At 43.6% G+C, this 12,789-nt stretch carries 13 protein-coding genes; 10 read left to right on the forward strand and 3 right to left on the reverse strand.

Translation table 11 applies throughout. From position 1 onward, the window contains the following. Positions 1 to 19: 19 nt before the first annotated feature. Both gyrA and gyrB read right to left on the reverse strand, forming a co-directional pair. Positions 20 to 2,506, reverse strand: coding sequence for a DNA gyrase subunit A (gene gyrA, locus FN815_RS08045; protein ID WP_142454115.1), 2,487 nt, complete (start codon positions 2,504 to 2,506; stop codon positions 20 to 22). A gap of 55 nt (positions 2,507 to 2,561) precedes the next feature. Then, positions 2,562 to 4,499 (reverse strand): DNA topoisomerase (ATP-hydrolyzing) subunit B, encoded by a 1,938-nt coding sequence (gene gyrB, locus FN815_RS08050; RefSeq protein ID WP_142454116.1) that lies wholly within the window; start codon positions 4,497 to 4,499, stop codon positions 2,562 to 2,564. Between the two features lie 270 nt (positions 4,500 to 4,769). Between gyrB and rpmB the strand changes: the two genes are divergently transcribed. The 8 genes from rpmB to FN815_RS08090 all read left to right on the forward strand — a co-directional run bounded on the left by rpmB (position 4,770) and on the right by FN815_RS08090 (position 9,014). Next, a complete protein-coding gene (rpmB, locus tag FN815_RS08055; protein WP_142454117.1) occupies positions 4,770 to 5,015 on the forward strand; it encodes a 50S ribosomal protein L28 in 246 nt (81 codons plus the stop codon). 4 nt (positions 5,016 to 5,019) lie between these two features. Beyond that, positions 5,020 to 5,184: a 50S ribosomal protein L33 gene (gene rpmG / locus FN815_RS08060; protein WP_142454118.1), complete on the forward strand. Its 165-nt coding sequence runs from the start codon at positions 5,020 to 5,022 to the stop codon at positions 5,182 to 5,184. Positions 5,185 to 5,192: 8 nt separating this feature from the next. After that, positions 5,193 to 5,363, forward strand: a complete 171-nt coding sequence (locus tag FN815_RS08065) for a DUF4295 family protein (protein WP_142454119.1) — start codon at positions 5,193 to 5,195, stop codon at positions 5,361 to 5,363. Positions 5,364 to 5,451: 88 nt separating this feature from the next. Then, the gene (locus FN815_RS08070; RefSeq protein ID WP_142454120.1) at positions 5,452 to 5,910 is read left to right on the forward strand and encodes a GatB/YqeY domain-containing protein; all 459 of its coding nucleotides are present in this window, start codon (positions 5,452 to 5,454) and stop codon (positions 5,908 to 5,910) included. Positions 5,911 to 5,931: 21 nt separating this feature from the next. Beyond that, positions 5,932 to 6,492 (forward strand): CvpA family protein, encoded by a 561-nt coding sequence (locus FN815_RS08075; protein WP_142454121.1) that lies wholly within the window; start codon positions 5,932 to 5,934, stop codon positions 6,490 to 6,492. An 8-nt stretch (positions 6,493 to 6,500) separates the two neighbouring features. Then, positions 6,501 to 7,715 carry a tyrosine--tRNA ligase gene (gene tyrS, locus FN815_RS08080; RefSeq protein WP_142454122.1) on the forward strand — a complete coding sequence of 405 codons (1,215 nt, stop codon included), beginning with the start codon at positions 6,501 to 6,503 and terminating at the stop codon, positions 7,713 to 7,715. 9 nt (positions 7,716 to 7,724) lie between these two features. Next, positions 7,725 to 8,489: an exodeoxyribonuclease III gene (locus FN815_RS08085; protein ID WP_142454250.1), complete on the forward strand. Its 765-nt coding sequence runs from the start codon at positions 7,725 to 7,727 to the stop codon at positions 8,487 to 8,489. Positions 8,490 to 8,552: 63 nt separating this feature from the next. Further along, complete coding sequence (locus tag FN815_RS08090; RefSeq protein ID WP_142454123.1) at positions 8,553 to 9,014, forward strand: MarR family winged helix-turn-helix transcriptional regulator; 462 nt, start codon at positions 8,553 to 8,555, stop codon at positions 9,012 to 9,014. Between the two features lie 132 nt (positions 9,015 to 9,146). Here FN815_RS08090 and FN815_RS08095 read toward each other — a convergent pair whose 3' ends face one another. Beyond that, the gene (locus FN815_RS08095; RefSeq protein WP_142454124.1) at positions 9,147 to 9,962 is read right to left on the reverse strand and encodes an NYN domain-containing protein; all 816 of its coding nucleotides are present in this window, start codon (positions 9,960 to 9,962) and stop codon (positions 9,147 to 9,149) included. A gap of 457 nt (positions 9,963 to 10,419) precedes the next feature. On the opposite strand from FN815_RS08095, the gene FN815_RS08100 reads away from it, so the two are divergent. After that, complete coding sequence (locus tag FN815_RS08100) at positions 10,420 to 11,325, forward strand: hypothetical protein (RefSeq protein ID WP_142454125.1); 906 nt, start codon at positions 10,420 to 10,422, stop codon at positions 11,323 to 11,325. 293 nt (positions 11,326 to 11,618) lie between these two features. Continuing rightward, positions 11,619 to 12,692, forward strand: a complete 1,074-nt coding sequence (locus FN815_RS08105) for a hypothetical protein (protein ID WP_221930280.1) — start codon at positions 11,619 to 11,621, stop codon at positions 12,690 to 12,692. The last annotated feature ends 97 nt before the right edge of the window (positions 12,693 to 12,789 follow it).

Genomic DNA, 12,789 nt, shown 5'->3' on the forward strand with positions numbered 1-12,789 from the left:
CTATTGGTACAAATAGTTGCTATTCGTCGTCGGAATCCGAGTCAGAATCTGTATCCGTATCTGCCTCATCTTCATTAACAACGCGGGTTACAGCGGCGATAGATCCGTCGGAATCAAGACGCATGATACGAACACCTTGCGTATTTCTTCCCATGGTTCGAATGCCGTCACAGCTCATTCGGATTACTTTTCCTTGCTCTGTGATAATCATCAAATCATCTTGATCAGTCACTTCTTTAAGTGCGATAAGAGCTCCGGTTTTCGGCGTAACCTTCAATGTAATCACACCTTTACCGCCACGAGATTGCTCTCTGTAGTCATCCACAAGCGAACGCTTACCGTAGCCATTTTCTGACATGGCGAGTACGGTAGCCTCGTGTGTATTCCGGATGACCACCATATCTACAATCTCATCATCTTTGCCGAGATCCATGCCTTTCACACCGGAAGTGTTACGGCCCATCTCTCTAACATCACTCTCGTGGAAGCGGATAGCCCGGCCACTCTTGTTAGCTAAGATGATATTGCTGTCGCCATCGGTAAGTTCGGCAGCCAATAAGCTATCTCCTTCTTTAATGTTGATGGCAATAATTCCATCACGACGCGGACGGCTGTATGCTTCAAGGGTGGTTTTCTTAACCTGCCCTTGCTTGGTGGTCATGATAATGGAGTGGTCGTTGATGTAATCTTCGTCTTCCAGTGTCTTGACCGGAACAAAGGCCTTAATGGCATCGTCTTTTTCCAGTTCAATCAGGTTCACGATGGCTCGTCCACGGGCAAGTCGTCCACCTTCAGGAATTTCATAGACTTTCAGCCAGTAACAATTTCCTTTTTCGGTGAAGAATAAGATATAATTATGGGTTGTGGCCACAAACAGATGTTCCACATATTCCTCATCCCGGGTAGTCGTGCCTTTCATGCCTTTACCACCACGTCGTTGTCGGCGGTATCCACTTACAGGCATACGCTTGATAAAGCCTTTGTTGGAAATGGTAACTACCACATCCTCATCCGCAATCATATCTTCGATGCTGAAATCGTCAGCGGAGTGCACAATCTGTGTACGTCGCTCATCACCGTAGCGATCTTTAAGTTGCGAAAGTTCGTCTTTAATAATTGCCGTTTGCTTACTGCGGTCAGATAAGATTTCGCGGTAATCGTTAATCTTATCGATAATCTCACGATACTCACCGTCAATCTTTTCACGCTCCAGTCCAGTCAGTTTCTGAAGACGCATATCCAGAATGGCCTTGGCTTGGATGTCGGTCAAGGCAAATTTCTTGCGCAATTCCTGATTGGCCTCTTGCGGACTGTTAGAGGCCCGGATGGTTTTAATAACTTCATCCAGGTTGTCGAGGGCAATTTTGAGCCCCTCAAGAATATGAGCCCGGGCTTCTGCCTGATCCAAGTCGTACATGGTACGACGAATGATGACATCCACACGGTGCTCAACAAAGTGGTAAATCAGCTCTTTCAGGTTCATAACCTTAGGACGCCCTTTAACCAGCGCCAGGTTAATCACTCCAAAAGTGGTCTGCATTTGGGTGTATTTGTACAGCTGGTTAAGAACTACACCGGCATTAGCTGAACGCTTCAGAATAATAACGATACGAATACCTTCACGGTCCGATTCATCCCGAACTTCAGAGATTTCTGTAATCTTTTCATCGTTTACAAGGCTCGCAATCTTTTGGATGAGCGTGCTCTTGTTTACCTGGTAAGGAATTTCGGTGATTACGATTTGCTCGCGATTTCCGCGGAGCTCTTCGGTATTAGCACGAGCTCTCAGGGTGATTTTACCACGTCCTGTTTCATAGGCTTCCTTCACACCTTCATATCCGTAAATAATACCGGCCGTTGGGAAGTCAGGAGCCTTGATGTGCTGCATCAGCTCCTTAATTTCAATATCAGGATTATCAATGTAAGCCTGTATACCGTCAATGGTTTCCGTCATGTTGTGGGGGGCCATGTTGGTGGCCATACCTACGGCAATACCGGAAGCGCCATTTAATAAGAGGTTAGGAATCATGCTGGGGAGCACGGTAGGCTCTTCCAGGGTGTCATCAAAGTTGGAACTGAAGTCAACCGTTTCCTTATTGATGTCAGAAAGCAGCTCTTCGGAGAGACGATCCATACGGACCTCTGTATAACGCATCGCCGCAGCGCTGTCACCATCAATGGAGCCAAAGTTACCCTGGCCGTCTACCAGCGGGTAGCGCAGGGAAAAATCCTGAACCATACGAACGATCGAATCATATACGGCCGAGTCGCCGTGCGGGTGGTATTTACCTAATACCTCACCTACAATACGGGCACTTTTCTTGTAATTTCGATTATGGTACATACCCAAATCGTTCATACCGAACAATATACGGCGGTGAACGGGTTTCAATCCGTCACGCACATCCGGAAGGGCACGCGATACAATCACCGACATCGAATAATCGATGTAGGACGACTGCATTTCGTCTTCAATAGTTATAGGAATTATTTTTTCTCTGGCCATAAATCAGTTAAGTAAAAAATCAGTTAAATGTCTTAATTATACGTTTAACAATAGGTTAGATATCGATGGTAGCGTATTTAGCATTACGCTCGATGAATTCGCGTCGGGGTTCCACATCGCCTCCCATAAGAGTGGAGAACAATTTATCGGCACCGGCCGCACTATCAACATTTACCTGCTGAAGGGTGCGTGTTTCCGGGTCCATGGTGGTTTCCCAAAGCTGTTCGGGGTTCATCTCACCGAGTCCCTTATATCGGGACACATCAAATTTCTTGCGGGATTTTTTAAGATCGCGAACCATTTTATCGCGGGTATCATCATCCCAGGCATATTCCAGTGTTTTACTGGTAGTAATGCGGTATAGCGGAGGGGTAGCGATATATACGAAGCCGGCTTCAATAAGCGGACGCATGTATCGATAGAAAAAGGTCAATAATAAGGTTCGAATGTGAGAGCCATCCACATCGGCATCCGTCATGATGATGATTTTATGATAACGGAGCTTTTCCATATCAAAATCTTCATCGCCATGGCCAACACCGGTACCCAGAGCTGTAATCATAGCCTGGATCTCTTTGTTCTCGAGAATACGGTTGATTTTAGCCTTCTCTACATTCAGAATTTTACCACGCAGAGGCAGGATAGCCTGAAAACTTCGGTTACGGCCCATTTTAGCGGAACCACCGGCAGAGTCACCCTCCACCAGGTAAATTTCACTGTGCTCGGGATCTTTAATGGAGCAGTCGGCCAGCTTTCCGGGCAAACCGCCACCGCTCATCACGCTTTTACGCTGAACGAGTTGTCGAGCTTTACGTGCGGCTTCACGGGCTTCAGCAGCAAGCACTACTTTTTCAATTACCTTTTTGGCCGCTTTTGGATTCTGCTCCAGATATTCATTCAGCTGGTCATAAACAATAACTTCAACGGCACTCTGGACTTCAGAGTTACCCAGCTTGGTTTTCGTCTGTCCTTCAAACTGAGGTTCCGCAACTTTAACACTCAATACCGCGGTCATTCCTTCACGGAAATCTTCTCCGGATACAGAGATCTTACTTTTAGACTTAATGAGATTGTTCTTCTCAGCATAAGACTTCAACGAGCGGGTAAGTGCACGCCGAAAACCGGAAACGTGGCTACCGCCTTCACGGGTATTTATGTTGTTCACATAAGAGTGCACATTTTCGGAAAAGGAGCTGTTATATTGAATCGCGATCTCAACAGGAACGTTGTCTGTTTCGCCGGTTATATATATAGGTGTATCCAGCATGGATTCGCGGTGCTCATCCAGGAAGTCCACAAAATCTTTAACGCCACCTTCATAATGGTAGGTTTCCTTTTTGAGCTCTTCGTCATCTTCTCGTTCGTCAATTAGCTCAATAGTCACTTCGGGATTCAGAAAAGCCAGTTCGCGCATGCGTTCCGCAATAATGTCGAACTTAAACTCGGTAGTTTGGGTGAAAATACTCGGATCCGGCTTGAAAGAGATCTTGGTTCCGGTCTCTTTGGTTTTTCCTTTCACAGAAAGCGGAACGGTTGTTTTTCCTTTCTCGAACTCCATCACATGGATTTCACCATCGCGGTGGATTTCTGCACTGAACCATGAAGCAAGCGCGTTCACACAACTTACACCCACACCGTGCAGTCCACCAGATACCTTATAAGTATCTTTGTCGAACTTACCGCCGGCGTGCAATTTGGTGAGTACCACCTCAACAGCGGGGATACCAAGTTTGTCATGGGTATCTACCGGTATTCCACGACCATTATCAAAAATGGTCATCGATCCGTCCTCATTAATCGTTACATTTATATAATCACAATATCCTGCAAGTGCTTCGTCAATGGAATTGTCAACCACCTCATTAATAAGGTGGTGAAGTCCGCGCTGGCCGGTGTCGCCAATGTACATAGCGGGTCGCTTCCTGACCGCCTCGAGACCCTCCAACACCTGAATATTCGAAGCCTTGTAGTCGGAACTTTGTTTTTTTGCCATAATTATGGAGTGATAGCTTTGTAAGATGTGTTTATTGACGCCGGAAAATAGGGTTTGCACGTGCAAAATCAAAAAAAGGGTAGCCAATTGTTGCAAATAAAAGAGATGAGCTCTCAGGGGGTAAATTCGGCTTTATAGAAAAGATGTAAAATGTGGATAACTCAAGAAATTGTGAATAATTTGAATTTTCATGGTGCAAAACATTGAACTTTGATATTTATACCTCTATCTTTGGTGTCTATTTTCAAAAGGAATTAACAGAATATACAGATGTCGCGAAAAGACGATATTACAGGAAAAGGAGCCCTGAACGGTTACCGTTCTTCCAAGTCAAATAATAAGACCAAGCACCGCTTTCAGCAGAATCTGCAGAAGCGTCGTTTTTATGTGCCGGAAGAAGACCGGTGGATCACATTGAAAGTATCCGCTAAAACCGTCAGAACGATAAACAAAAAAGGAATTTCCGCAGTATTGAAGGAAGCGCGGAAAAAAGGAACTCTTTTAAAAGACGTATAGAACTATGGCAAAAGGAAACAGAGTTCAAGTAATTTTGGAATGCACCGAAAAGCCCGGTTCATCCCGCTATGTTACGACTAAGAACCGAAGAACGACGACTGAACGACTTGAACTGAAAAAATACAACCCGGTTCTTCGCAAACATACCATTCATAAAGAAATTAAGTAAGCAGAGATATGGCTAAGCAACAAGCATTCGGACAAGAAGCATTACAGGCGAAAGCTGCCCATCGTAAGATGGCGAAGGTTATTGTGGCAACCAAAAACAACAAAGGGAAATACGCCTACAAAGAAGTAATGGTTGAGCAGGATAATGTACAGGAGTACATTCAACAGAATAAATCCTGATAAATCCTGTTTTTTGGAATATCTTAGGTTACGCAAGAGCATTGTGTAACCTTTTTTTTTGCTTATTTTTGTCTAAACGGAGATGCACATGACTATCAAAGATCAAATTATTGCGGATATAAAAGAAGCTATGAAAGCCAAAGACCAGGATCGCCTGCGGGTGCTACGGTCTTTAAAAGCCAAGCTGATGGAAAAAGAGATCAGCGAGCGCAAAGGTAACGATGTAGAGCTTACTGACGAACAAGCGGTGGAAGTGCTGATGAAAGCTGCTAAACAGCGAAAAGAATCCATCGAACAGTTTGAACAGGGAGGCCGTGAAGACCTTGCTGAAAATGAAAAAGCAGAGCTGAAAATCATCGACGAATACTTACCGCAAATGATGACTGAAGACGAAGTGCGGGGTGTAGTTCAAGAAAAGATAAAAGCATTGAGTGCTTCCGGTCCCGAACATATGGGCAAAGTTATGGGTCCGCTGATGGGACAATTGAAAGGAAAAGCGGAAGGTTCGTTGGTAAGCCGAATTGTAAAAGAAGAGTTAAACAAATAGCCATTAACTAACCACGCCCGGATGTCCGTTCTCGACCTCATCATTGGAATTCCCATTTTGTACTTTGGTTACAGAGGTGTTGTCAATGGTTTGGTGAAAGAGATTCTCAACATCGTGGCGATAATCCTCGCCGTTTTTCTCACCTTTAATTACATGGATGCCCTTGCCGGTATCATAGCGCCTTTCTTTGAAGAAGGTGCCTCGTATGTTCCTTTTGTTTCCGGAGCATTGATTTTTTTAGGCACCCTGATTGTAGTAGCCCTGATTGCGTGGGGTACCAAAGAACTGCTGGAAGCGGTAAACCTGAGTTTGGTAAACCGGATTTTTGGGGCACTGTTTGGAGCTTTGAAAAGCGGAGTGGTGGTGAGTGCTATTCTATTACTACTGGCTGGTTTCAATATACCGTCTGAACAAACCCGTGAAGAGTCTTATCTTTATCCGGCGGTAATTTATATTGCGCCAATGACTTACAACGCTATTGCATCAATTTACCCCGGGGCAGAAAATTATACCGAGACCCTGAAGAAGAATATTGGGGAATACAATCCCTTAGAAAACATTCCATTTTTAAACGATAATTAAACAAACACATGTCATTTATACCTGTTGATCAGCAAATGGAAATCATTCGCCGCGGTACGGTTGAGATTCTCCCTGAAGAAGAGCTGATTGAAAAGCTGAAGAAATCCAGAAAAGAAAATAAACCGCTTAAAATTAAACTGGGTGTAGACCCAACCCGGCCTGATTTACATCTGGGCCACTCGGTTATTTTACGAAAGATGCGCCAGTTTCAGGATTTAGGCCACGAGGTAATTTTAATTATCGGTGGTTTTACCGCTATGATCGGGGATCCTACGGGACAGAATAAAACCCGTCCGCCACTGAGCCTGGAAGAGGTTAGGGAAAATGCCGAAACCTATATCGAGCAGGCCAATAGTATCTTGGATGAAAGTAAGCTTACGCTGACTAACAACTACGACTGGCTAGGCGAGATGGATTTCATGGATGTGATAAAACTATCCTCTAAGCTGACTGTGGCTCGCATGATTGAGCGGGATGATTTCTCCAAACGTTTTGAAAACAACGAGCCCATTTCGCTGCACGAGTTTCTGTATCCGCTGGCGCAGGGACAAGATTCGGTACACCTGAAGTCGGATGTAGAGCTGGGGGGAACCGATCAGAAGTTTAACTTGCTGGTTGGACGACAGCTTCAGAAAGAAGACGGACAGGAGCCTCAGGTTTGCCTGATGATGCCATTGTTGGTGGGAACCGACGGTTCGGCGAAGATGTCCAAGTCGTACGACAACTACATCGGCATCAACGAAGCGCCTAATGATATGTACGGCAAGTCGCTGTCTATTCCCGATGACCTGATCTACACCTACTACGAATTGGTGACGGATGTGGACACCAGTGAACTCCCCGCGATCAAAGAAAAAATTGAAAGCGATCCACGCAACGCAAAGCATGATTTGGCGTTCACTATTGTGCGTATGTATCATGGGGAAGAAGCTGCCAAAGCGGCCGTGAAACACTTTGAGCAAACCGTCATCAACAAAGAGGTTCCGGATGATGCTCCCGAATTTCAGTTTGAAACCGGTGAAGAACTTCGCTTGTTGGATATTATTTCAGAAACAGGCTTCACTTCCAGTAACGGAGAAACCAAGCGCATGATTAAGCAGGGAGGAGTGACCTTAGATGACAAAAAAATCACCGATAAAAATTACTCGCTGACTTTTAAAGAAGGTGATGAATTTACTCTCAAAGTAGGAAAGCGAAATTTCGGAATTTTAAAAGCGAAGTAATTCGGTTTGATTAAAATCAGTTCTTTTAACGTTAATGGAATTAGAGCCGCTCACCGTAAGGGTTTTGTGGATTGGGTTGAGGAAAGCGACCCCGATATCATCTGCATACAGGAATTGCGAGCCCTGGAAAATCAGGTGCCCAAACAGATTCGTGAGCTCGATTATCACGAAAACTACCATGTAGCTGATAAGAAAGGCTACTCCGGCGTGGCTATTTATAGCAAAGAAGAACCACTGAAAGTAGAACACGGTATTGGTGTAGATTGGATTGACCGGGAAGGTCGCATCATTATGGCGGAATTTGAAAAGTTCCGGGTTTTCAGTATTTATGCACCCAGCGGAACCACCGGTGACGTGCGCCAGGATATGAAAATGAAGTTTCTGGCGGACTTTATTCGATTTGGTGAGCGCTATGCCAATGATGATAAGCCTTCGGTATTTTGTGGGGATTATAATATTTGTCACACCGAAATTGATATCCATAATCCATCAAAACAACACAAAACTTCCGGATTTTTACCGGAAGAACGCCAGTGGGTAACTGAGTTTCTTGAAGTGGGTTATCAAGATGTGTTTCGGGAATTGCATCCTGGCGAAGAAGACTTGTATAGCTGGTGGAGTTATCGGGCCGCATCAAAAGAAAGGAACAAAGGCTGGCGGATTGACTACCACTTGGCAACACCTAAGATGGCAGAAAAGGCTGAAGAAGCTGAAATTGAAATGAAGTGGGACTTGTCGGATCACGCGCCGGTGAGTATATCCTACAAGTTATAACTGAACGGATAAATCCTGTAGCAGGTTTAAGCCGGTCAGCAACATACATACCTGATCACAGTTATGGGAACACATTACAAAGGAAGCAAAGAAGAGCAGGAAACGCTGAATGCGTTTATAAAATTAACACGCGCCAGCGAAAGTGTGAACGGCCGGCTTTCAAGACATCTTTCAGAAGCCAACCTGACCGTAACGCAATTTGGTACGCTTGAGGCGTTGTTGCATCTGGGCCCTTTAAATCAAAGAGAGTTGGGCCAAAAGCTATTGAAGAGCGGGGGCAACATCACGCTGGTGATTGATAACCTGCAAAAAAGCGATTTGGTTGAAAAGAAAACCGATCCCAACGATCGTCGCGCTGTAATCATCAGCCTCACCGAAAAAGGAAAAAAGTACATAGAAGACGTTTTTCCGCGTCACCTCGAAAAGATTAAAGAAGAATTTGCTGAGTTAAGTTCTGAAGAGAAAAATCAACTGGCTCGTATTTGCAAAAAGCTGGGAAGGAAGCCTGAAGAGGAGTCATGTTGAGGAGATAAGTTGATAAGGGAATAGGGGAGAATCTGTGATTGATACTTGTTTGGTCCCCGTTCCTCACACACTGCGTTGGAACGTAGAGTGGACGCTTATTTCCTTATCAACTTTTTTCCTAAGATCTACACCCTAAGGCGCACTCACCAGCACAATATCATTAGCAATCAGGCCTTTGTCATTTTCGGTAATATCGAATTCAAAAATGAGCTCGCGACTGGGCAGGTAGTTAGAATCGAAATCTTCTTCAAATTGGGAAATGTGAGCAAATACGGTGCTGTAGGGAGAGTCGGGGTCACGGGAGTCAGTGATCCAGAGTTTGTTGCTTCCGGGAGTAAGAAAGCGCAGGAAGCCATAGCCTTCATCTTGGCTAAAATCATAGCAAACGCCCCGTACACGTGATCCATTTTCGCCCCAATCATAAGGAGAGTCAATGGGGAGAAGCCCGGGAATAAGGTATCCCGAAACAGAAGAATCCACGGTTTTTTTAAGCGAACCGGAGATATTATCAAAACCAATAAGCTCAACCCTGCAACCTTTGTTTTGTAAGGCATTGACCACACTCACATAGCTTCCGCTGCTGCTTAGCAGAACCACTTTATCCAGGTGATCAGCTTGTACCATCATGTCTACCGCCATATCCATATCTATAGTAGACTTGCTTACTGTTTCATCGGTCTCGTGATCGGTGTAGGTATGAACCGGCTTTTTGGTGACTTTAAACTCAAAATCACGCAGCATATCACAGAAGCAACGTGTTTTGTGTCGGTATTCCTTGTCTGTTTTCAGGCGTTCTTCATCGTAGCACAGGTACACATTTAATCGCTGAGGAATGCCTCCGCCCCGACAGGCAAACCTTCTCAAGATATCATATCGCAGGCCATAACCGCCGTTCATAGTTACATTTACCGCATCCACGTAGATGCCTACTCGTTCCTTCGTATTCATAATAGTATTCCAACAACTGATCTTATTAATAATAGAAGCGGCTCGTATTCCCTAATTATAACGTTAAGTCCGCCAGGCAATTAACCGAAAAATAAAGCAGAGAAGCAACTTTTTGGAAGATTACCTGTCTGAAGGCTTTGTACGGTACGTTTTATTGCCAAGGAGTAAAATCCCCGGCTACATTCGACATCCTTTTTGGATTTATATTTCCAAAACCTATACACTCACAGCACCTTGCGCCTAAACCCTGATTTTTGAGTTACAAATAATTTGCTGAGAAATTTTCTACCTTAATGCATGAACAGTAGTTCCTGATCTACTTTTGGTAATAACAAGAGAAACCATTAACCCTTTTTAAAAGCTCATGTTGATAGATAAATGTGTCAAGAGAACATGCGGAATTATTGCTTACTTGTCTTTCTAACTCTTTTTTCTGCCTGCGGATTACTCAGTTCTGATGACAAATTGGGGGGCTTCGCCAAATGATGTGTGGATTGGTTCAGCTGGTGGCTTCGATAAACTCTGGTATTATGATGGCGCTAACTGGGCTCCCTATCCTTACCGGGAAGGGCCCTCCGGTTTTTCAGGCGATTTCTACAGCATCTTCGGCTTTGCTAAGGATGATGTTTGGATGGGGGGAGGCGATGGAGAAATCTTTCATTATAATGGGGAAAGGTGGGAGCTGTTCTATAGATTTGAGAAGCAAGGATATAATATTACTCTTGTTAGCGACATTTGGGGTACTGCCACATCCGATATTTATGCCGTTGGGAATGCTATTGAAAATGAAACCTCTAGTTATAAAGGGTTCTTATTACATTACGATGGAGAGAAGTGGGAAGAGCTACTCGTGACTGATTTTGGAGCTCAATTCCAGCGGGTGCGCAAAGGTAAAGAAGGATTAATAATAAGGGGTTCACATAGGGCAGATGGGGAACCAAGTACATTATCTTTTTTCAAATACTCTGATCATCAATTTAAAACACTCCTTTCCGAAACAGCAGGTGAAGTGGAAACCCTGTGGATGAATAATGTAGGAGAAGACATCTATTATATTGTTGGAAATGAACTTAAACAAAGACGCAACAGAGCGTTTAAAACGTTTCTTTCAACTACCGAAAATAGTACTCCGATAGGAATAAACGGCAGACATGAGAAAGACCTTTTTATTGTGACAGAAAATGGAGTGACCCATTATAATGGTCAGGATTATTACACTCTGGTTAACCTTGAAAACGAAGTTTCATATGTATTTAGAGAGTTAGTTTTTGAGAGAGACATCTTCTTTTTAGTGAATGACTATGGCGCAGGAACAAATTTAATATACCACGGAACATTAACCGAAGAGGAACAGGGGGAATAATGCTAATACAAATAAAATAGGAGTGAAGCCCAATGAGAAGAACCTTCAGGTACCTCTGGTTCCAAATGGTTGATTAGCAAATATAGCCTAAAGTCCGAGGCTACATTCGCTTATCCCTCCGAGATTTATATTCGAAAAAAATAATACTAAAACCTAAAAAAGTAGGATCCAGAACCTAAGTCCTAAGCAAAAATAATTTGCTGAAAAATTTTCTACCTTAATGCGTGAATAAGTAGCTCCTGATCTACTTTTGGTAATAACAAGAGAAACCAATAATCCTTTTTTAAAATCTCATGTGGATATATAAAATGTGTCAAGAGAACATGCCATTAATTATTTTTATCGCATTGCTTTCCTTTTTTTCTTCTTGTGAAATTTTAGGAATTGATGAGGATAATGAATCCCTTGACCCCGGGCCGCGAAATTATGAGTGGACAGTAGATAGCGTGGGTGGAGCCCCCGATATGTGGGTCGGGTGGGCGAACACCATCTGGGGCTCGGCCCCAAACGATGTATGGATTGGCTTAAGTGGGGGCTATTACAATCTCTGGCACTATGATGGAGAAACTTGGAGCCCCTGGCCTTATCGGGAGGGGCCAGATGGTTTTACAGGTAGTTTTTACAGCATCTATGGATTTGCACAGGATGATGTTTGGATGGGCGGAGGCGATGGAGAACTCTGGCATTTTGATGGGAGTACCTGGAAATTATTTTATACCTATAACCCCGAAGGATTGGGTGGGCCTAATATTTTTGACATCTGGGGAACTTCTCCTTCAGATATCTATGCCGTAGGTACCGTGTCTACTGGCCTGGATAATCCATCCTATAAAGGATTTATCTTGCATTACGATGGAAGGCGCTGGAGAGAATTGCTGGTGACAGATTTTGGCATGCAGTTTAATAGAATCAGAAAAGAAAACAGGGGTATATACCTGTCTGGATCAGGTCCCTACTCCTACCAAACCATTTCTGACAGTGTCTCTTTGTATATATTAAATAACAAAAGTTTAAACGTGCTGTATTCAAAAAGTCGAAAAGAGGCAAGTTCTGTAAATCTTAATAAATTTGGCAATAGGATATATTTTGTAATTGAAAATGAGGTCACTGATAAATATTTCAATAGCATTTTGCCATTTACGCTCTCGGAGGATGTTTATCATGTAAATGGTCGTCATGAGAAGGATATGTTCATTACATCAGAGGACGGGATAGCGCATTATAATGGAGAGGACATTCAGTTATTAGTTAATGATGTAGTTCAGCCAAGTGCAGTGCTTTTTGAGAAGGATGTCTTCTTCTTTGCAAATGACTATGTTGAGGGAACAAATTTAATATACCACGGAACATTAACTAAGAAAGATTAGGAAGAGTAATGCTCAGAAAAGTAAAATAGGAGCAATAGCCTAACCTCCTGTAACCAATGAAAATCACTAACATCAAACGGGGCGCAGGTTTAATTGG

It is taken from the genome of Gracilimonas mengyeensis (assembly GCF_900182705.1).
In the GTDB taxonomy this organism is placed as follows: domain Bacteria; phylum Bacteroidota; class Rhodothermia; order Balneolales; family Balneolaceae; genus Gracilimonas; species Gracilimonas mengyeensis.

Excerpts from the sequence above, each read along its gene's own strand:
- FN815_RS08090 (WP_142454123.1), top strand. The coding sequence starts at position 8,553 with ATGGGAACACATTACAAAGGAAGCAAAGAAGAGCAGGAAACGCTGAAT.
- FN815_RS08075 (WP_142454121.1), top strand. The coding sequence starts at position 5,932 with ATGTCCGTTCTCGACCTCATCATTGGAATTCCCATTTTGTACTTTGGT.
- FN815_RS08095 (WP_142454124.1), bottom strand. The coding sequence starts at position 9,962 with ATGAATACGAAGGAACGAGTAGGCATCTACGTGGATGCGGTAAATGTA.
- FN815_RS08070 (WP_142454120.1), top strand. The coding sequence starts at position 5,452 with ATGACTATCAAAGATCAAATTATTGCGGATATAAAAGAAGCTATGAAA.
- FN815_RS08100 (WP_142454125.1), top strand. The coding sequence starts at position 10,420 with ATGACAAATTGGGGGGCTTCGCCAAATGATGTGTGGATTGGTTCAGCT.
- rpmB (WP_142454117.1), top strand. The coding sequence starts at position 4,770 with ATGTCGCGAAAAGACGATATTACAGGAAAAGGAGCCCTGAACGGTTAC.
- gyrB (WP_142454116.1), bottom strand. The coding sequence starts at position 4,499 with ATGGCAAAAAAACAAAGTTCCGACTACAAGGCTTCGAATATTCAGGTG.
- tyrS (WP_142454122.1), top strand. The coding sequence starts at position 6,501 with ATGTCATTTATACCTGTTGATCAGCAAATGGAAATCATTCGCCGCGGT.
- FN815_RS08065 (WP_142454119.1), top strand. The coding sequence starts at position 5,193 with ATGGCTAAGCAACAAGCATTCGGACAAGAAGCATTACAGGCGAAAGCT.
- FN815_RS08105 (WP_221930280.1), top strand. The coding sequence starts at position 11,619 with ATGTGGATATATAAAATGTGTCAAGAGAACATGCCATTAATTATTTTT.
- gyrA (WP_142454115.1), bottom strand. The coding sequence starts at position 2,506 with ATGGCCAGAGAAAAAATAATTCCTATAACTATTGAAGACGAAATGCAG.
- rpmG (WP_142454118.1), top strand. The coding sequence starts at position 5,020 with ATGGCAAAAGGAAACAGAGTTCAAGTAATTTTGGAATGCACCGAAAAG.